The organism is Oceanobacillus luteolus, from assembly GCF_023715655.1.
Classification (GTDB): domain Bacteria; phylum Bacillota; class Bacilli; order Bacillales; family Amphibacillaceae; genus Oceanobacillus; species Oceanobacillus luteolus.
In genome coordinates this window covers 56,956-76,139 of record NZ_JAMBON010000009.1, presented here as the reverse complement: position 1 = coordinate 76,139, position 19,184 = coordinate 56,956, and the positions used below count along the sequence as shown (strand labels likewise).

Sequence of the window (19,184 nt, the reverse complement as noted above, 5' to 3'; positions counted from 1 at the left end):
GAATTATACCAAAATAGGGAATAGACCCCATGAAAATTGAAATGGGTCTCGTATATTATAGCATATAGGGTGGTGGTAGCGTTGACTCTGAAGACGGGGGAAAAAGCAATCGATTATATTATCGATGAAATGGTACGCGTCGTCAAAAGCAGCAAAAACGAAATCTTCAACATAAGTGAGCATGCTCGCCACGAGTATGATACCCTACAAATCGAGTTGGAGGAAACAAAGCGGCTCGTTTTACAATACATAAATGAGGGAGACAGCTTAGAAAGGAAAGTACGTGCCTCCAGGAAGCGTCTTGCCGAAGTGAGTAAAGAGTTTGAAAGATACACAGAACGTGATATTCATCAAGTATATGAAGACACACATAATCTACAGACAGAGCTCATTATGTTGAGGGAAAAGGAAGAAAATTTAAGAAAGAAACGCGATGATATCGAACGGCGGCTTATTAGTTTATATGATACAATTAATCGAGCAGAGGGAATTACAAGTAAAATTTCCGTCATCGAGAATTATCTTGAAGAAGATTTCAGCCAGGTCAATGAACTCATTGAATCAGCGAAAGAGAAACAAGCATTTGGTCTGAAAATCATTGAAGCTCAAGAAGAGGAGCGAAGAAGATTATCTCGGGAAATCCATGACGGTCCTGCTCAAATGCTTGCTAATATCCTCCTCCGTTCAGAAATCATTGAACGCTCGCTAAATCAAGAATCCGTTGAGGCGGCAGTAGCAGAGATCCACAGTGTTCGAAAAATGATCAGGACCTCCCTATACGAGGTTAGAAAGATTATTTATGACCTGCGTCCGATGGCTCTTGATGATTTAGGACTAATACCAACAATCCGTAAATATATAGGGAATCTAATAGATTACCATGATATTGAAATTGATTTTGTCGTTATTGGGGAAGAAAAAAGATTGCATCACAAGTATGAGGTAGCACTATTTCGTTTGATGCAGGAATCTGTACAAAATGCAATTAAACATGCAGATCCAAAACTTATTCAAATTAAATTACAGATCCAAAGAGAAAATGTTGTTATGATTGTTAAAGATAATGGAAAAGGGTTCGATGTAAATATAAAGAAAGAGGACTCTTTTGGACTTGTTGGCATGAAAGAAAGAGTAGACATGCTCAGTGGTGATATAGACATAAAATCTGAACTTAATGCGGGCACTACCATCATCATTCGAGTTCCCTATATCATCACAGACTAATAGTGCACTTATTAAACAGGGGAAATTAGAAGTATTTGATTATCGGGAGGAAGAACAGATGACAAATGAGAAAGTAATCAAAGTAGTACTAATTGATGATCATAAGCTATTTCGCGAGGGAGTTAAAAGAATATTAGAATTCGAACCATCTTTTGAAGTAGTAGCAGAAGGTGACGATGGTACAGATGCAGCAAAATTGGTGAAAGAAAACAATCCAGATGTTGTTTTGATGGACATAAATATGCCGAACATCAACGGAATTGAAGCAACTGGTGATCTTGTTCGCTATTTCCCAGAAACAAAAATTATCATTCTGTCTATCCATGACGATGAAAATTACGTAACGCATGCATTGAAAACAGGTGCACAAGGATATCTGTTAAAAGAGATGGATTCGGATTCCTTGATTGAAGCGATTCGTGTAGTAAGTGAAGGTGGTTCTTACCTACACCCTAAAGTTACTCATAATCTAGTGAAGGAATACCGTCGTCTTTCATCAGAAAGTGTGGCGTCTGGCTCATCAGATCGAGTGGTTGAATATCGTAAGCCGCTTCATCTATTAACGAAAAGGGAATGCCAAGTTCTCCAGCTTCTTGCAGATGGGAAGAGCAACCGTGCTGTAGCAGAAACATTATATATCAGTGAAAAAACAGTGAAAAACCATGTTAGTAATATTTTACAGAAAATGAACGTGAATGACCGTACCCAAGCTGTTGTAACAGCGATAAAAAATGGCTGGGTAGAAGTATTGTAATATTACAGATAACCCCCCTCAATATTGATGGGGGTTATTTATTTTTTTAGTACAGTTCATACAAACCTCCTGCAATTATTTTCGTGATGAATAATGCTTTATTTATAGATTTCAGGTAAAATATATGTCATACGTCCGAACGTAATGCTACCAACAGGTGATTGGAAGGAATAAATGAATGTATAAGGAGAAGGTTAATAATGAGAATTGCTGTAATGACTGATAGTACGGCGTATATACCTGAGAAAATCCGCGAAGAGCTGAACATACATATGGTACCTTTAAGTGTTGTGTTTGATGATGAATCCTACCGTGAAGAACTGGATATCACTTCAAAAGAATTTTATCAAAAGTTGAAGGAGCATAAGGAACTGCCTACGACTTCACAACCATCCATCGGTTATGTAGCACAGAAGTTGGAGCAGTTGGCCGAGGATTATGATGCAGTTATTTCTGTCCATCTTTCCAGTGGAATCAGTGGAACGTACCAAGCTGTGGTCAGTGCTGGTCAAATGGTCGATGATATTAAACTATATGCCTATGACTCTGAAGCAAGCTGCATAGTCCAAGCTTTCTATTGCTATGAAGCGGTAAAACTGGCAAAGCAAAATAAAACACCAGAAGAAATCATTGCTCGTTTAGATGAAATGAAACAATCGATGCGGGCATATTTCATGGTCGATGATTTGACAAACCTAACCCGTGGCGGAAGATTATCCAATGCTCAAGCGGTTGTTGGGAGTCTGTTGCAAGTGAAACCAATCCTCCATTTTGTCGATAAACAAATTGTCGCATTTGAGAAGATCCGTACACGAAAAAAAGCAATAAATCGTATTATGAGTATGTTGGAAGAGGATGCTCAGCAAGGGAAAGATTTGAAAGTATCCTTTATTCATGCAAATGATGAACAAGCGGCAATCAATCTGGAAGCCGAGTTTAAAGCAAAATATCCAGACATTGAGACATCCATTTCTTATTTTGGTCCAGTTATTGGCACGCACCTTGGTGAAGGAGCCATTGGTGTAGGTTGGTACGAGAAATAATTTAATCGATATTGGTCTAATTTTTATTTTAATATAAGCCTAATAAAACAGCTTAACGATTATCGTTAGGCTGTTTGTTGTTTGTAGGTAACATTTCATTCCAATTCTCACTTTACGATTTACTTCCTCTTTTGTATGCGTTATCATATTCTTACCAAATTATTCTGTTGTCAGGAGGGATACAGTGCTGCGAGTAGGAGAAGTTATTACATTTGAAAGACAATTTACAAAAAGGGATGTCGAACGTTTTACGGAGATTTCACAGGATGAAGGGAAACATCACATATCAGAAGACAACCAAGGCAGATTGGTTGTTCAAGGATTGTTGACCGCCACATTACCAACAAAGATTGGAGGCGATCATGATGTGCTTGCCAGTAATATGAATTTTAATTTCTTACGACCTGTGTATACTGGAGATACAATAACTTGCATGGTTAAGATTGAAAGATACGAGAGAGTGAAAACGAATCGTATGGCTATACGTGCGACGTTCACATGTGACAACCAACATTCAAAAACGGTGTTGACAGGTGAGTTTTCCGGTGTCGTATTAGAATAGAAAGGATGATACCGTTCATGCAGCAAAACATAATGGAAAACTTTAGCGAGCTTGCCACCGTGTTAGATGGCAAGTTGCTTCGTATTGAAGAAATTCCCTTCAAATCCACGATGATTGAATTACTTCTTTCAAAGAAACTCCTCGATACAAAACCTGCTATTACCAAAACTTTACTTACCACTACATGCAAGCGCTGTGGCAATAAGGATAACCGCTATTTTGCTGAAATTCCCTGTAAAAAATGTTCCCGTACCCACCTATACTGCAGAAAATGTATTGAAATGGGGCGGGTGATGGAATGTGAATCTCTATACTATTGGATTGGTCCTCCAGCTATATGGCCGACACATCAAAATCCCAGTTCTTGGGAGGGGACATTAACAACGGCACAAGAAAAAGCTGCCAACCGTATCAAGACTGCGATTATCAATCAAGAAAAGGAAATTCTCGTATGGGCTGTATGTGGTGCAGGAAAGACGGAGATGCTTTTTCCGGGAATATCGAAAGCTTTAGAAAGAGGAATGCGTGTCTGCCTTGCTACTCCAAGGGCAGATGTTGTCAGAGAACTAAAACCGAGACTACTCCAAGCTTTCGAGGGAGTGTCCATTCAAGCTTTGTATGGTGGGAATGAAGATAAAGGGAAAGATGCACAATTTGTCATCGCCACAACCCATCAGCTACTTAGGTATCAATCGGCTTTCGATGTCATGATCGTTGATGAAGTCGATGCATTTCCATTTCATGCAGATCCTTCCTTGCCTTTTGCCCAAAAGCGTGCTGCCAAACAAAATGGTACTACCATCTATCTCACCGCAACCCCGAGACAAAACTTAAAGAAAGCCATCAACAGGAAAAAACTTCCTCATGTATTCGTACCTGTCCGTTACCATGGCCACCCCCTGCCAATTCCGACATTAAAGATGTGTTATTCCTTACAGAAGGATTTAGCAGCTTCCAGAGCTCCAAGTCGCTTCCTCCCTTGGCTGCTGAAACGAACCAACCCCGAAAGACAATTGCTCATATTTGTGCCTACCATTGATCTTGTGAATCGATTAAAAACTCCATTATTAGATTTGTTCATTGCCCACCGATTGATTAACAATGAAACCGAATTGGATGCTGTCCATGCCTCTGATGAGAAAAGGGAAGAAAAAGTAATGGCATTTCGCCAGAAAAAGTTGAAGGTTATTTTAACGACTACAATCCTCGAGCGGGGAGTCACGTTCCCATCGGTGGATGTTGCAATTTTTCATGCAGGACATGACGTATTCGATGAAGCTGCTCTTGTTCAAATAGCGGGTCGGGCTGGTAGAAATGCGAATGATCCGAATGGAGAAGTGGTGTTTTTTCATGATGGGAAAACAGAAGCAATGCTTGAAGCGATTTATCAAATCAAACAGATGAACAAAAGAGGGGGTTTTTAGTTGAACTGTTTATGGTGCATGGAAGATAGAAACAATAATCTTGGCTGGAGTGACTTTTTCATATTGAATAAACAGAATGGATTTTGTGAATCTTGCCTCTCTGGTTTACAACAATTGTCTGGGAAGCGGTGTTCGTTGTGTAGCCGTATGACTGAGTTTGAGCAATGCTCCGATTGTGAATGGTGGAGAAATCAATTTAAGAGTGATCCGCTGGAATATAACTATTCCGTCTTTCAGTATAATTCTTTCATTCAAGAAATCATTGCCAAATGGAAATATCGTGGAGATTATGTCTTGGGTGAAGTATTTCGTCCATATGTATACGCTGCCTTTATTGAAAAGTTCACGACACAGAAGAAAAACTTGATTGCAGTCCCTATCCCGTTAAGTGAAGAGAGAATAACGGAACGGGGCTTCAATCAAGCAGAGATGCTTGCGGGTTTTCTTCCGATAAGACAAGAGCTGCTACTACAAAGAGTAGATGGAGAAAAACAGTCTAAAAAGTCACGAAAAGATCGAATCACAACTAAAAATCCATTTTCTCTTGAGAAAATGGTTAAAAATCCGGTGTTATTAGTCGATGATATATATACAACTGGAACAACTTTAAGACATGCTGCCAGATTATTGATAGAGAGTGGTTGTCCTGAAGTTTATGCTTTAACTTTAATCCGTGGTTAATATATTTGATATAATATAAGAATAAGGTTAAAAGAGGAGAAATAATTATGGCGGAATTAGCAAACTGTAGCCGTTGTGGTACAGTATTCGCAAAAACTATTCGTGATATATGTAAAAATTGCTATGACGAAGAAGAGAAAGCATTTCATACCGTATATGACTTTTTACGAGTTCGTGAAAATAGACTAGCTACAATGTTAGAGATTATAGAGGCAACTGGTGTCAAAGAAGAATATATCATTAAATTCGTGAGAGAAAAACGGCTCTTGCCAAAAGATGTCCCTAACCTTGCATATCCATGCGAACGCTGTGGAAGGGATATATCAGCAGGACATATTTGTGAATCTTGTCAGAAAGAATTGAAAAATGACCTCGCTACATTTGAGAAGGAAGAACAAAATAAAGAAGATCGTAAAAAAATCCAGAGTACGTACATTGCAGTAGATAAACATAAATATTAATCCTTCACAAATCGGTGAACATGCCGATATTAATAGTAATATAAAAAAATCATATTGATGATATATATTCATGATCGTGTTGGGAGGTTAGCTTTATGAAAATAAACGGACCGAATCATTTAAATTTAAATCCATATAGACAACAGATGCAAAAACAGATGGACGTGAAAAAAGCAGAAAACAGATCTGATGAACTGCAGATTTCCAAAGAAGCTTTTAAGCTTCAAGGCAAAGATAAACCGCATGAGAAGCGTGCAGCGGTTGTCCAAGAAATAAAACAACAAATAGCAACTGGAGAATACAAGGTTGATGTTGAAAAAACAGCTCAAAAAATGATGGATTTCTGGAGCAAGTAGTCAAATCTAAGTGATGTTTCGATTTAAAGGAGGACCTCGTTGTCCATGGAGAAAATTATACAAGCTTTAAATGAATTAGTAAGTTTGCATCAGGAACTTTTGAAACTTTCCAAGCAAAAGACGGAAGTTATTAAAGAGGGAGAAGTTGAGAAGCTGCAAAGTGTTCTAGTGAGTGAAAGGAAACTTGTACGGAAACTGGAACAAGCGGAAACAAGACGGATGCAACTGGTAGGAGAATGGGTTGAAAAAGAAGGGTTAACAGGAGCGGACCCAACAATCACGTTGATTTTAGAGCGAATTACAAATGAAGAAGAGCGGACAAAGCTCGAAAAAGTTACGATTGAACTGACAAAGGCAATGACAGATTTAAAAGCTCAAGAGAATTTGAACCTTGCTTTGATTGACCAATCGATGCAATTTGTCCAATTGTCCTTGGATTTATTAAGTCCATCCCTTAAGAATATGAATTATTCGAATAACAATAAGCCGAATATGGAATCGCCAACTCGGTCCATTTTTGATTCTAAAGCATAACAAATGCTGGATGGTCTTAAAGCTAGAAAACTAGAAAAGGTTTATGATAAAGGAGTTACAGCATATGAGTACATTTCACGGATTGGAAATGGCAAAGCAAGCATTGTTCACCCAGCAATCTGCTTTATATACAACAGGTCATAATATCGCAAATGCAAACACGGAAGGATACTCACGTCAACGAGTAAATTTTCAAGCCGATACGGCTATGCCGGCTGCTGCGAAAAACCGCATGGGAATCCCAGGTCAAATCGGCACGGGTGTGAAAGCTGGATCAATTGAAAGAATTAGAAACCAGTTTCTTGATACACAATTCCGAGGAGAGAATAGTTTAGCAAGTTATTGGGAAAAGCGTGCAGACGCATTAGGTCGTGTAGAAGATGTATTGAACGACCTTCAAGAAACTGGTCTTTCCAGTGTGATGGATCAATTTTGGAGTTCTTTGCAGGATCTGGCGGTAAACCCTACAAATGACGGTGCCCGTTCAGTAGTTGCGCAGCGGGGTATTGCATTAAGTGATACATTTAATTATTTAAATCATTCACTAACACAGATTCGAACAGATTTAAAAGAAGAAATTACCCAAACAGTCAATACTGCAAATATCATAACGAATCAAATCCAAAGCATAAACGAGCAAATCAAAGCTTTGGAAGTAAATGGATATGTAACGAATGATTTATATGACAGACGTGATACTTTAATTGATCAATTATCAGGTATTCTACCAATTGAAGTGGAATATGTGGATTCTAGAAAGAATGACCATGATGACAATGTTCCGCAAAATACTAATAATGCCCAGAACGGTGTCGCTATCATTAAGTCTAACGGAATTACTCTCGTAGATGGTGTGACTGGAGAAACTCCAGCTCAGATTTCTGTAAGTTTTAGCGATGATAAAAGTGAACTCGTCAACTCTATTACAATTGGTTCTGAATCGCTTTCTGTACAATCAGAACTTGAAACAAAAGGGACTTTGAATTCGCTTATTCAGGCTTATGGCTTTGGTGATGGAGAAGGAGACATCTTCCAAACTCAACAAGAGTTGTTGCAGATTAGGGATCATTTTATAGATGAATTTAATAAGGTTCACCGTGAAGGTGCAGATGCTGGAGAGGGAATTGATTTCTTCGATGTTTCAGAAACAGGAGAAATGTTCGTGAATCCAGCTATTATCGGTAATACTGATTTAATCGCAGCTTCCTCCCCGGCGACTGGAGCAGGGGCAGGGGATGGCAGTAATGCTCTTAGACTTGCGGCTGTATTTGAAGAAGCGGGGATTAAAGGTGACTATTCCAAGTTGATTGGAACGTTGGCTGTACAAGTGGAAGATGCAGAACGTATGCAAAGAAACACTGGTATATTAATAGCGCAAATAGATGGTAATCGCCAAGCTGTCAGTTCTGTGTCACTTGACGAAGAAATGACTAACTTGATTCGATTCCAACATGCTTACAATGCAGCAGCCCGCACCATGACGGCGACAGATGAAATATTGGATCGGATCATTAACAATATGGGACTTGTAGGAAGGTAGGATAAATAAATGCGTGTAACACAAAGTATGCTTTCAAACAATTTACTACGAAATTTAAACCAAAGTTATGCTGAAATGGATAAGTACTTTAATCAGCTTAATACTGGTAAAAAATTTAACCGCCCTTCTGATGATCCTGTAGCTGCAATGAAAGGTATCGGGTTTCGTACAGAACTTCATCAAGTGGAACAATATCAACGGAATACAAATGAAGTACATAACTGGCTCGATAATTCAGATTCGGCATTGGACCAAATCAATAGTGGATTGCAAAGAATTCGCTACTTGGCAGTACAGGCGAGTAATGGGACGTATGGAGAATCTGAACTTAAAAGTATAGCTGCAGAAGTGGAGCAAATAAAAGCGGATTTAATTGAAACAGCAAATATGAAAGTAAATGATAAATATATCTTTAATGGAACAAATACGAATATACCTCCTGTAAATGTAGATGCAGAGCCGATAGTTGTCGAATTTGATGATAGTCAAGTGATCATCAAAGTAGCGACGAATTCGGAGCTTGCGGCAAACGTTGATGGAAACAAAGTGTTTATGAACGGTGAAGAGAGTTTGTTTGATACGATTGATCATTTCATCGCCAAATTAAATGGTGAAATTGACGAAGATATGGATGAAAGCATCGCAGATATGGATATTTTCATCGATAATGTTATCAATTCCCGAGCAGATTTAGGTGCAAAAATGAATCGTTTGGAACTGATTGAAAATCGCCTTGCAAAACAGGAGATTGTCGCTACATCAACATTATCGAAAAATGAAGATATAAATTATGCTGAAACCATTACAAATCTAATCACTCAGGAAAGTATCCATCGTGCCGCGTTATCAAGTGGCGCTCGGATCATGCAGCCTACATTATTAGATTTTCTAAGATAAGAGATGAATCCAACCCTTAGCCCTTATGATAGGGGTTCTAAGGGTTTTTCTTACAGATGATATTTACTGATTAAGCTAGGGGGCGGCAAGCGTGAAAATCCCACAACTACAAATGGAATCTCAATTTGCAAGAATAGCAATCAATCGGACGGATGCAAAGTTGGAGATAAAACAAGAGCTTCCAAAAGTTCATATGGAACAACGACCAGCAGATGTTACCATTCGTACAGTTCCTGGAAAGCTTACAATTGATCAAACGCAAGCCTTTGCGGATATGAACCTGATGTCCATTTTTGAAAGGAATGACCGATTCAGTCGGGAGGGTCTGCAAGCTGTCCAAGAAGGAACTGCTAGAAGAGCTAGGGAAGGAAAAGAACTTATGCAAATTGAACATGGTGGAAATGTTATAGCCGCACAGGCGAAGAGGAATACACATCCTCCAATGAAAGCACTTGGCATTACCTTTATTCCTTCCAATTTTTCTGTGAAATTAGATTATCAACCTGCTGAAGTGCAGATTGATGTGACCACCCATCGACCAAAAATTCAAGCCGAAACGAATTCTCCCCAATTTACGTACCATCCTGGGGATGTAGAAACGAGTCTTGTACAAAAAAATGATTTGAAAATAACGGTAATCGAACCGTAACTAATCTTGAGAGGAAGAATAATGCATGCAATTAGCAACAAAGTATTTAGGAAATGTCGAAGTGGATCAAAGGAAGATTATTCAATTTCCAAATGGGCTTCCAGGCTTCCCGGATGAAAATGAATTTATTATTTTAGATTTGCCCAACAACGCTGCTTTTCAATTATTGCAGTCTATAAAGACGAGCGATCTTGCTTTTGTTATAACGAATCCACATTTAATATATAAAAACTATGAAATAAAACTGGAAAAAGAGCTATTAACTACATTGCAAATTAATAAAGAAAAAGATGTTGCTGTTTATGCAATTGTGACTCTAAACAAGCCTTTCTCAAATAGTACACTTAATTTACGTGCACCAGTGATCATTAATACAGAACAACTGATGGGGAAACAATATATTTTAAACGATGATACATATTCTTCAAAAGCTAGCTTGACTCCTGATAAAAGGGAGGTCGAATCATGCTAGTATTGACTCGAAAGAAAAATGAAGCAATCCAAATCGGCGATGATATTGAAATTAAGATACTAGGTATTGAAGGGGATCAAATTAAATTGGGGATTGCTGCTCCTAAATCCGTTGATATTTACCGAAAAGAAATTTATCTTGATATTCAAGAGCAGAATAATGCTGCTGCAAATCTATCGCTCGACTTATTGGATTTAATGAAAGATACGCATACTGATAAGTAATATACAATTTTGTCTTGAATTCTATCAAAATTGACCGATAGTAATAGTAGGTATAGGAAGGGAATGGTTGGGATGGCAATCGATAAAATTGGATCTCAGGCTTTCGCACCAAGTGACATACTACATCAAGTACAGACATCAGAAAGATCCACAATGACTTATAATGCAAAAGAAAAAACTAATGAAAAACTGGATGGCTTTGGGATGCTAAAAACAGAGTCGGTAGAAGAAGCTGTTGATAAACTGAATAATTTTTTAGAACCGGTCCGTCGTAATTTAAAATTTGAATTACATGATAAACTCGACAAATATTATGTGACCGTCGTTGATTCAAACACAGATGAAGTGATCAAAGAAATTCCACCTAAGAAAATCCTCGATATGTACGCGGCAATGGCGGAATTTATGGGACTACTTGTAGATAGAAAAGTTTAAGGAAGTGAGAGAATGCGTATAGGTGGGCTAGCTAGTGGAATTGATACGGATAATATCATCAAGGAACTGATGAATGCCGAACGAATTCCATTAAATAAGCTGGAACAACAAAAAACAAAAATGGAATGGCAACGTGACGCCTTCCGAGATGTCAACAAACAGATATTTGAACTGGAACGTTTGATTGAAAACAGAAGGTTAAATATAGGCGGTAGTACAGTTAATCCAAAAATTGTTTCGTCTTCAAATGAAAGTGCGATAACTGCGTCAGGATCATCCTCTGCTGGGAATGGGGCTTATAGGATTTCTGTTGAGCAGCTTGCTTCCCGCGAGATGCATGTGATTGATTTATCGGGACAAGATTTTACCATTCCAACTGGAGAATTTATCTTCATGACATACGATGAAGCAAGTAAGGAGAATGATTTTCAGGCAGGGATGTATGAAAAATCAATCACAATTGAAGAGGGGGATACTCTTCAAACAATCGCTAAAAAAATCTCTGATGCAGATAAAAATGTTCAGGCTTTTTATGATGAAAAATCTGAAACATTTGTCATTGAAACGACAAGGTCGGGAATTCATAATTTAAATGAAAATGAGGATGAAATTGTTTTTAGCGGCGGTAATGATGATTTCTTTACACAACTCTTTTCAGCTGGTACTTATGAAAAGGTTGATGCAAAAAATGCTAAGTTTACATATAACGATGTAGTAGAATTGGAATCTAATGAAAATAAGTATACATTAAATGGGATCACCTTCAATTTCCATGACGTAACAAAGGATGAAAATGTCACACTTACTGTAGCACATGACACTGACAAAGCCGTTGAGAATATTAAAGAGATCGTTGATAAGTTCAATGAAGTGGTTGAGACTTTGAATGATTTACAAAATGAACCTGTATATCGGGATTTTCCTCCATTGACAAAAGAACAAATGGAAGAAATGTCGGAAAAAGAAATCGAACTGTGGGAGGAAAAAGCTAAAAGTGGCTTGTTACGGAGAGATCCAATCCTTTCTTCCTCTCTGACAAATTATCGTTCTATCTGGTCATCTTCCATGTCGGAGGCGGGACCAATAAGTTTGCTTGCTGATATCGGAATCACCACTACAGAAAATTATCTCGATGGTGGAAAACTTGAAATTGATGAGGAAAAGTTAAGGAAGCAACTTGAAGAAAATGGTGAAAATGTAAACAGCTTACTGTTTGGTACTGGAGAGGGGACTTCTCGTGGATTGTTCACGCGTCTTGAAGATTCCCTGCAAAATACAATTAATCAAATAGACAAGCGTGCTGGAAAAGGTTCTTCAACAAGCCAATCCTACACGATGGGACGCCAACTCGAATCAATCGAAGACCGTATCAAAGCATTTGAAGATCGCTTAAAACAAGTGGAAGACAGATATTGGCGCCAGTTTACTGCAATGGAACGAGCAATATCCATGATGAATAACCAATCGGCTATGTTAATGAGCTTTGGCGGAAATATGTAGCGGTAAAGGAGTGAGACGATATGAATAAAGCCTATCAAACGTATAAAAATAACTCAGTCAATACGGCATCTGGCGGAGAACTTACGTTAATGTTATATAATGGTTGTATTAAGTTCATTAAGCAAGCGATGAAAGATGTAGAAGACAATAATTATGAAGCTAAAAACAGAAACATCCAAAAAGCACAAAACATTATTCGAGAACTATTGATTACATTGGATCCAAAAGTAGAGATCTCTAAACAGTTTCAACCTTTATACGAATTCATGCTTAGTGAGTTGACAGCTGCCAATATTGAGAACAGCCGTGAGAAATTGGAAAATGTCTTAGAGTTAGTGACGGAATTCAGAGATACTTGGAAGCAGGTGCTATTGCAGCACCGGAAGCAAAAATTTTCTCAAAGGCCTAGCATATGATAGATGATTTGAAAAAGGTTCACGAACTTACCCTACAGTTACAGAAGCTGCTGGAGGACCCGATATCTTCTGGTGAACGCGAAGTTGTCATTGAACAACTAAATGAGCTGATCGAAGAACGTGGGAAATATATGGAGCATATTTCCCCTCCGTATACGGATGAAGAAAAGCATTTAGGAGAGAGGATTTTTCGAATGAACGTTGACATTCAAGCGAAGATGCAACATATATTCTCAGATTTGAAGCTTGAGATGAAACGAATGAAAAAACAGAAGAAGACTCAACAATCTTATATAAATCCATATAAGAATGTATCCTCTTCAGATGGCTCTTTCCTGGATAAAAAGAAATGATTTATAAACAGTGTGCTGACGGCACACTGTTTTTATATTGCCTGGGAAATCGCATAAACAGCGTCGTATCGATGTAAAAGATTATAAATCGACAAAATTTTATTAGACAATAGAAAATTTATTAATATATTGTAAACTCTTTAAAGCTTGTCATGTCAAGGTTTTCGGTGGTCTCTTTTGAAAGCCTTTACTTTTTCTTAACGTTTCGGGAGGTAAAGTTGCGGGGAAAGTAGTATAATATATATATAAAGAATAAAGGAGGACACTTTTATGAGATTTAACATTCGTGGTGAGAATATTGAGGTTACTGGAGCGATCAAAGAGTATGTAGAAAAGAAGATCAGCAAGCTCGAACGGTACTTTGAAACAACTCCATCAACCGATGTTCATGTAAATTTAAGTGTCTATAATGATGAGCAGCGCATTGAAGTAACAATTCCTATGACTAACCTGCTTCTAAGAGGTGAAGTTACACATGATGATTTATACGCAGCTGTGGACTTGGTAGTGGACAAACTAGAACGACAAATCCGTAAATATAAAACGAAGATCAATCGTAAAACACGTCAAAATGGTGCTCCAAAGCATGTGTTTGCAGAAATGGAGAAAGAAATTCAAAATGAAGAATATGATGACTCCAATGAATTTGAAATTGTACGGACAAAACGTTTTAATCTAAAGCCAATGGACTCTCAGGAAGCGATACTTCAAATGGATATGCTAGGTCACTCCTTCTTTGTCTTTACTAATGATGAATCAGGTGATACGAATGTAGTGTATCGCCGAAATGATGGCAAATACGGTTTAATCGAGCCGCATGCCTGATCTATCTGGTTAATATGAACAAGTTATCGAGAGATCACTCGATAGGTTAATTATTATAATAGCGTGGTGCTTCTATCTTTGATGGAAGTATCACGCTTTTCCTTTAGAGAAGGTAGGGCGTGTATTCCTCTCCATATGATTTACATTAAGATGAACGGATTATTCTTTTTGTTCTTCCATTCGAGGATAAATGTTGGGATGCAAACTTGTTTGAATGCTTGAGGGAATTACGATATCGGCCTTTGTTTAGGTTGTCATCAACAATTGGATAGTGTTATTATTGTTTATAAAGGCATTGATTATATTGAGGAGCGTATATAAATGGCAGGATTGTTAACTAGGATTTTTGGTGATGGTAATAAAAAACAACTTAAACGTATAGAGAAAACAGTGAATGAAATCGAAGCTCTTGAGCCAGAGGTGGAAAAGCTATCAGATAACGATTTAAAGAACAAAACAAATGAGTTTAAAGATAGAATAGCAAATGGTGAATCATTGGATGACCTTCTTGTCGAAGCTTATGCGGTTGTCCGAGAAGCGTCAAGACGTGTTTTAGGTATGCGTCCTTTCCGCTCTCAGCTGATGGGTGCAACAGCCTTGCATGGTGGAAATATCGCTGAAATGAAGACAGGGGAAGGTAAAACCCTCGCTTCCACTATGCCTGCTTATCTGAATGCGTTAGAAGGTAAGGGTGTACATGTCATTACCGTAAACGAATATTTGGCAGAACGTGATTCACGTGAAATGGGAGAGCTTTATGAATTCCTTGGTTTAACTGTTGGTTTAAATATTAACAGTATGACAAAGGAACAAAAACGTGAGGCGTACCAACGAGATATAACTTATGGAACGAACAATGAGTTTGGCTTTGACTATTTGAGAGATAATATGGTCCTATACAAAGAACAAATGGTGCAACGTAACTTGAATTTTGCAATCATTGACGAGGTTGACTCGATTCTGATTGACGAAGCGAGGACCCCATTGATCATTTCCGGCTCAGCAAAAAAATCTGCATCGCTTTATACACAGGCGAATGGTTTTGTTATGACGCTGAATAAAGAAAGTGATTATACGTACGATGAGAAGACAAAAGGTGTACAGCTTACAGAAGAAGGGATCAACAAAGCCGAAAAATACTTTAATATCGAGAACTTATTCGATCTTGATCATGTTTCTTTAACTCATCATATTAACCAAGCATTAAAAGCCCATGTAGCTATGCACCGTGATGATGACTACATGGTAGAGGAAGGACAAGTTGTTATTATTGACCAATTCACCGGACGGAAAATGAAAGGCCGCCGTTACAGTGATGGGCTTCACCAGGCAATTGAAGCAAAAGAAGGTCTGCAAATTCAAAATGAAAGTATGACACTTGCTTCTATTACCTTCCAGAACTATTTCCGGATGTATAATAAATTATCTGGAATGACAGGTACAGCAAAAACAGAGGAAGAAGAATTCCGTAACATATATAACATGGATGTAATCGTAATTCCTACGAATAAACCGATTATCCGTGATGACCGCCCAGATTTGATTTACAAATCGATGGAAGCAAAGTTCCGTGCCGTAGTGGAAGAAATTAAAGAACGTAACCAAGCGGGCCAACCAGTTCTTGTAGGTACAGTAGCCGTAGAAACTTCCGAACTGATATCGAAAATGCTCAAAAAGGCTGGTATTCGTCACGAAGTCTTAAATGCGAAAAACCATTACAGAGAAGCGGAAATCATTGAAAATGCCGGGCAAAAAGGTTCTGTGACAATTGCTACTAATATGGCAGGTCGTGGGACAGACATCAAGCTTGGAGAAGGTGTTCTTGAACTTGGGGGACTTGCTGTTATTGGGACAGAGCGACATGAGTCCCGTCGTATTGATAACCAGCTGCGAGGTCGTTCCGGCCGTCAGGGTGATCCAGGGGTCACTCAGTTCTATCTTTCAATGGAAGATGAATTGATGCGTCGTTTCGGGTCCGATAATCTACGGAACATGATGGACCGCTTTGGAATGGAAGATGATCAGCCATTAGAAAGTAAAATGATTTCAAAAGCAGTTGAATCCGCACAGAAGCGTGTGGAAGGAAATAACTTTGATGCTCGTAAAACAATCCTTGCTTATGATGATGTTCTTCGAGAACAACGTGAAATCATCTACAAACAACGTTTCGAAGTAATTGACTCAAAAGATGGTTTAACTGAAATCATCATGAACATGATTCGTTCGTCTGTGGAGCGGGTAGTTGGTTCTCATACACAGGACGACGATGAAGAACTTTGGAATTTAGAAGCGATTATCGAACATGTTCATGCGAATTTACTCAATAAGGAAGATATTGAAGTTAATGACTTGAAGGGCAAAGATCCGGAAGAGATGATAGATCTCATTATGGAGAAGGTTCAGAAAGCATACGACACCAAACGGGAAGAATTGGAACCTGAACAATTCCAAGAGTTTGAAAAGGTCATTCTTTTACGTACGGTTGATTCCAAATGGATGGATCATATCGACCAAATGGAGCAGTTGCGTCAGGGGATCTATCTTCGTGCTTATGGGCAAACAGACCCATTGCGCGAGTATCAAATGGAAGGATTCCAAATGTTTGAAGCTATGGTCCAGTCGATTGAAGACGAAGTTGCGAAGTTTGTAATGAAAGCTCAGATTCGTGATAATTTGCAACGACAAGAAGTAGTGAAGGACACAACTGCAGCACATGGTGGGCAAGATGGTAAGAAAAAAGTCCGTAAACCAATCGTCAAAGACAACCGAGTTGGACGTAACGATCCATGCCCATGCGGCAGTGGTAAAAAATATAAAAACTGTCATGGTAAGATTCAATAGAAGGTTAACAGAATAGCCTAAAGACAATAGCGTATATAAGTTTCTGACTGTGGCTTAAAATTCTACTAATTCACATGTCAATCCGCGCCCAAGCGAATATCGGAATTTCTGGAATTCATCAGTGGTAAGTAAGCCACGGTCATATTCACCGTGATTTCTTATCCCTGTGAAACAGTCTAACCGTAAATCGCTTAAGGGCGCTTCCGCTTTTGTGCTATTAAACAGTTTTTATCATTCAAATTTTTATGAGGTGATGTATGATGGATTTAGCAGAAATCAGAAATGAATTAGACAAAATAACTTCACGTGTTGAAGACTTTAGGGGGTCTCTTTGACTTAGATAATAAGCGGGCGCGGATTAACGAATTAGAGCAAGAGATGGCTAACCCAACTTTCTGGGATGATCAGCAGAGCGCACAAAAAGTTATCAACGAGTCAAATGGACTGAAGCACCAAGTCGAATCACTGGAGAATATAGAAGAAACCTTGGAGGACTTAGAGGTTTCCTATGAGTTAGTTAAAGAAGAAGCAGATGAAGAATTGTTCAAAGATTTAAATGATCAACTTGAAGAATTCTTAGTGAAGATCAGTGACTTTGAACTTGAAATGCTTTTGAGTGAACCTTATGATGCTAAAAATGCGATTCTTGAGCTCCATCCTGGTGCAGGAGGGACGGAATCACAAGATTTTGCAGAAATGCTTTTAAGAATGTATCAGCGGTGGGCTGAACAAAAAGGTTTTCAACTTGAAACATTGGACTATCAACCAGGTGATGAAGCCGGAGTAAAAAGTGTCACCCTGTTAATTAAAGGTCATAATGCTTATGGATATTTGAAAACAGAAAAAGGTGTACATCGTCTCGTTCGTATATCACCATTTGATTCATCAGGAAGACGTCATACATCTTTTGTATCATGTGATGTAACTCCAGAAATGGATGAAGATGTGGAAATAGAAGTGCGTGATGAAGATATAAAAATCGATACGTACCGTGCGAGTGGTGCTGGTGGTCAGCATGTCAACAAAACGGACTCAGCAGTACGACTGACTCATTTACCAACAAATATTGTCGTAACGTGTCAAAACGAACGCTCGCAAATCAAGAACCGTGAATCTGCAATGAAAATGCTGAAGTCGAAGCTCTATCAACTGGAAGTAGAGAAACAGGAGCAAGAATTAGCGAAACTACGCGGTGAACAAAAGGAAATTGGTTGGGGAAGTCAAATCCGTTCATATGTTTTCCACCCTTATTCGATGGTGAAAGATCATCGGACGAATGAAGAGGTAGGTAATACCCAAGCGGTCATGGACGGTGGAATTGACGTCTTCATCGATGCTTATTTACGTTCGCAAATGCAATAAAATAAAAAAATATTGTATCCTTCCAATACTCGCATAGTCAGGAATTTGTTGGTAATTGTTCACATACTATGTCGTTATCTGTGTTTTATATTAGAGTAATTAGGATATAATATTATTGATGTTCAAATTACTCAATTGGAATGGGGGATTTTTGCATGAAGAAATGGTTATTAGCAGTATTATTCGGAGCAGTTCTTGTACTTGGTGCTTGTGGTGGAGGAGACGACACGACAGAGGAGCCTGCTGATTCAGGTGATACAGGTACGGAAGAATCAACGGATGACGGCGCTGCAGTAGATACTGCAGCTGGTGAAGAAGTTTACCAAGCGAACTGTGCAATGTGTCACGGTGCAGATTTATCTGGTGGAGCAGGACCAAGCCTAGAATCAGTTGGTAGTGACTACTCTCCAGAAGAAATTGAAGACATTATTGTAAATGGTAAAGGTTCTATGCCAGCACAAAATGTTTCAGGTGATGATCTTGATGCACTAGTATCATGGTTGTCAGAACAAAAATAAGTTATGGATGAAATAAGTCTAGCTTACAATGTGAGCTGGACTTTTTATTTTGCTGAAATTTTTCATTGGAACATCCTTCCAACGACATAATCCCCTTAATTAACAAGGAAGAT

The 19,184-nt window shown here is 38.5% G+C and carries 22 protein-coding genes; all 22 read left to right on the top strand.

Annotated features, from left to right (window positions below; genetic code table 11):
- Positions 1 to 81: 81 nt before the first annotated feature.
- The 22 genes from M3210_RS08120 to cccB all read left to right on the top strand — a co-directional run bounded on the left by M3210_RS08120 (position 82) and on the right by cccB (position 19,071).
- On the top strand, positions 82 to 1,224 hold the full coding sequence (locus tag M3210_RS08120) for a sensor histidine kinase (RefSeq protein WP_285853635.1): 1,143 nt from the start codon (positions 82 to 84) through the stop codon (positions 1,222 to 1,224).
- A gap of 58 nt (positions 1,225 to 1,282) precedes the next feature.
- Positions 1,283 to 1,978: a response regulator gene (locus M3210_RS08115; protein WP_251513096.1), complete on the top strand. Its 696-nt coding sequence runs from the start codon at positions 1,283 to 1,285 to the stop codon at positions 1,976 to 1,978.
- Positions 1,979 to 2,178: 200 nt separating this feature from the next.
- Complete coding sequence (locus M3210_RS08110; protein ID WP_251513095.1) at positions 2,179 to 3,021, top strand: DegV family protein; 843 nt, start codon at positions 2,179 to 2,181, stop codon at positions 3,019 to 3,021.
- A gap of 184 nt (positions 3,022 to 3,205) precedes the next feature.
- A complete protein-coding gene (locus M3210_RS08105) occupies positions 3,206 to 3,583 on the top strand; it encodes a hotdog domain-containing protein (protein WP_251513094.1) in 378 nt (125 codons plus the stop codon).
- Positions 3,584 to 3,600: 17 nt separating this feature from the next.
- Positions 3,601 to 5,007, top strand: coding sequence for an ATP-dependent helicase ComFA (locus tag M3210_RS08100; RefSeq protein WP_251513093.1), 1,407 nt, complete (start codon positions 3,601 to 3,603; stop codon positions 5,005 to 5,007).
- The gene (locus tag M3210_RS08095) at positions 5,008 to 5,688 is read left to right on the top strand and encodes a ComF family protein (RefSeq protein WP_251513092.1); all 681 of its coding nucleotides are present in this window, start codon (positions 5,008 to 5,010) and stop codon (positions 5,686 to 5,688) included.
- Between the two features lie 47 nt (positions 5,689 to 5,735).
- Positions 5,736 to 6,149: a TIGR03826 family flagellar region protein gene (locus M3210_RS08090; RefSeq protein WP_251513089.1), complete on the top strand. Its 414-nt coding sequence runs from the start codon at positions 5,736 to 5,738 to the stop codon at positions 6,147 to 6,149.
- Positions 6,150 to 6,244: 95 nt separating this feature from the next.
- Positions 6,245 to 6,505: a flagellar biosynthesis anti-sigma factor FlgM gene (gene flgM / locus M3210_RS08085; protein WP_251513087.1), complete on the top strand. Its 261-nt coding sequence runs from the start codon at positions 6,245 to 6,247 to the stop codon at positions 6,503 to 6,505.
- A gap of 45 nt (positions 6,506 to 6,550) precedes the next feature.
- On the top strand, positions 6,551 to 7,039 hold the full coding sequence (locus M3210_RS08080; protein ID WP_251513085.1) for a flagellar protein FlgN: 489 nt from the start codon (positions 6,551 to 6,553) through the stop codon (positions 7,037 to 7,039).
- 64 nt (positions 7,040 to 7,103) lie between these two features.
- Positions 7,104 to 8,579, top strand: a complete 1,476-nt coding sequence (gene flgK / locus M3210_RS08075) for a flagellar hook-associated protein FlgK (protein WP_251513083.1) — start codon at positions 7,104 to 7,106, stop codon at positions 8,577 to 8,579.
- Between the two features lie 9 nt (positions 8,580 to 8,588).
- Positions 8,589 to 9,476: a flagellar hook-associated protein FlgL gene (flgL, locus tag M3210_RS08070; protein ID WP_251513081.1), complete on the top strand. Its 888-nt coding sequence runs from the start codon at positions 8,589 to 8,591 to the stop codon at positions 9,474 to 9,476.
- Positions 9,477 to 9,567: 91 nt separating this feature from the next.
- Positions 9,568 to 10,125, top strand: a complete 558-nt coding sequence (locus M3210_RS08065; protein ID WP_251513078.1) for a DUF6470 family protein — start codon at positions 9,568 to 9,570, stop codon at positions 10,123 to 10,125.
- A 25-nt stretch (positions 10,126 to 10,150) separates the two neighbouring features.
- Positions 10,151 to 10,597 carry a flagellar assembly protein FliW gene (fliW, locus tag M3210_RS08060; RefSeq protein ID WP_251513076.1) on the top strand — a complete coding sequence of 149 codons (447 nt, stop codon included), beginning with the start codon at positions 10,151 to 10,153 and terminating at the stop codon, positions 10,595 to 10,597.
- On the top strand, positions 10,591 to 10,821 hold the full coding sequence (csrA, locus tag M3210_RS08055; protein WP_251513073.1) for a carbon storage regulator CsrA: 231 nt from the start codon (positions 10,591 to 10,593) through the stop codon (positions 10,819 to 10,821). Before fliW ends, csrA begins: the two co-directional genes overlap by 7 nt.
- Positions 10,822 to 10,884: 63 nt before the next feature.
- Positions 10,885 to 11,256, top strand: a complete 372-nt coding sequence (flaG, locus tag M3210_RS08050; RefSeq protein WP_251513071.1) for a flagellar protein FlaG — start codon at positions 10,885 to 10,887, stop codon at positions 11,254 to 11,256.
- A 12-nt stretch (positions 11,257 to 11,268) separates the two neighbouring features.
- Entirely contained in the window at positions 11,269 to 12,756 is a 1,488-nt protein-coding gene (fliD, locus tag M3210_RS08045; protein ID WP_251513069.1) for a flagellar filament capping protein FliD, read from the top strand.
- Positions 12,757 to 12,776: 20 nt separating this feature from the next.
- On the top strand, positions 12,777 to 13,172 hold the full coding sequence (gene fliS, locus M3210_RS08040; protein WP_251513067.1) for a flagellar export chaperone FliS: 396 nt from the start codon (positions 12,777 to 12,779) through the stop codon (positions 13,170 to 13,172).
- Positions 13,169 to 13,525 (top strand): flagellar protein FliT, encoded by a 357-nt coding sequence (gene fliT / locus M3210_RS08035; protein ID WP_251513065.1) that lies wholly within the window; start codon positions 13,169 to 13,171, stop codon positions 13,523 to 13,525. Before fliS ends, fliT begins: the two co-directional genes overlap by 4 nt.
- Positions 13,526 to 13,795: 270 nt before the next feature.
- On the top strand, positions 13,796 to 14,350 hold the full coding sequence (gene hpf, locus M3210_RS08030) for a ribosome hibernation-promoting factor, HPF/YfiA family (protein ID WP_251513062.1): 555 nt from the start codon (positions 13,796 to 13,798) through the stop codon (positions 14,348 to 14,350).
- Positions 14,351 to 14,671: 321 nt separating this feature from the next.
- Positions 14,672 to 17,191, top strand: coding sequence for a preprotein translocase subunit SecA (gene secA, locus M3210_RS08025; RefSeq protein WP_251513060.1), 2,520 nt, complete (start codon positions 14,672 to 14,674; stop codon positions 17,189 to 17,191).
- A gap of 260 nt (positions 17,192 to 17,451) precedes the next feature.
- A protein-coding gene (gene prfB / locus M3210_RS08020) for a peptide chain release factor 2 (protein WP_251513176.1) occupies positions 17,452 to 18,553 on the top strand; the annotation gives its coding sequence in 2 pieces (ribosomal slippage) (positions 17,452 to 17,523 and positions 17,525 to 18,553; 1,101 coding nt in all).
- 155 nt (positions 18,554 to 18,708) lie between these two features.
- Complete coding sequence (gene cccB, locus M3210_RS08015) at positions 18,709 to 19,071, top strand: cytochrome c551 (protein WP_251513058.1); 363 nt, start codon at positions 18,709 to 18,711, stop codon at positions 19,069 to 19,071.
- The last annotated feature ends 113 nt before the right edge of the window (positions 19,072 to 19,184 follow it).

Coding starts and splice junctions, on each gene's coding strand:
- M3210_RS08115 (WP_251513096.1), top strand. CDS start 1,283: ATGACAAATGAGAAAGTAATCAAAGTAGTACTAATTGATGATCATAAG.
- M3210_RS08110 (WP_251513095.1), top strand. CDS start 2,179: ATGAGAATTGCTGTAATGACTGATAGTACGGCGTATATACCTGAGAAA.
- M3210_RS08100 (WP_251513093.1), top strand. CDS start 3,601: ATGCAGCAAAACATAATGGAAAACTTTAGCGAGCTTGCCACCGTGTTA.
- M3210_RS08090 (WP_251513089.1), top strand. CDS start 5,736: ATGGCGGAATTAGCAAACTGTAGCCGTTGTGGTACAGTATTCGCAAAA.
- flgM (WP_251513087.1), top strand. CDS start 6,245: ATGAAAATAAACGGACCGAATCATTTAAATTTAAATCCATATAGACAA.
- M3210_RS08080 (WP_251513085.1), top strand. CDS start 6,551: ATGGAGAAAATTATACAAGCTTTAAATGAATTAGTAAGTTTGCATCAG.
- flgK (WP_251513083.1), top strand. CDS start 7,104: ATGAGTACATTTCACGGATTGGAAATGGCAAAGCAAGCATTGTTCACC.
- flgL (WP_251513081.1), top strand. CDS start 8,589: ATGCGTGTAACACAAAGTATGCTTTCAAACAATTTACTACGAAATTTA.
- fliW (WP_251513076.1), top strand. CDS start 10,151: ATGCAATTAGCAACAAAGTATTTAGGAAATGTCGAAGTGGATCAAAGG.
- csrA (WP_251513073.1), top strand. CDS start 10,591: ATGCTAGTATTGACTCGAAAGAAAAATGAAGCAATCCAAATCGGCGAT.
- flaG (WP_251513071.1), top strand. CDS start 10,885: ATGGTTGGGATGGCAATCGATAAAATTGGATCTCAGGCTTTCGCACCA.
- fliD (WP_251513069.1), top strand. CDS start 11,269: ATGCGTATAGGTGGGCTAGCTAGTGGAATTGATACGGATAATATCATC.
- fliS (WP_251513067.1), top strand. CDS start 12,777: ATGAATAAAGCCTATCAAACGTATAAAAATAACTCAGTCAATACGGCA.
- fliT (WP_251513065.1), top strand. CDS start 13,169: ATGATAGATGATTTGAAAAAGGTTCACGAACTTACCCTACAGTTACAG.
- hpf (WP_251513062.1), top strand. CDS start 13,796: ATGAGATTTAACATTCGTGGTGAGAATATTGAGGTTACTGGAGCGATC.
- secA (WP_251513060.1), top strand. CDS start 14,672: ATGGCAGGATTGTTAACTAGGATTTTTGGTGATGGTAATAAAAAACAA.
- cccB (WP_251513058.1), top strand. CDS start 18,709: ATGAAGAAATGGTTATTAGCAGTATTATTCGGAGCAGTTCTTGTACTT.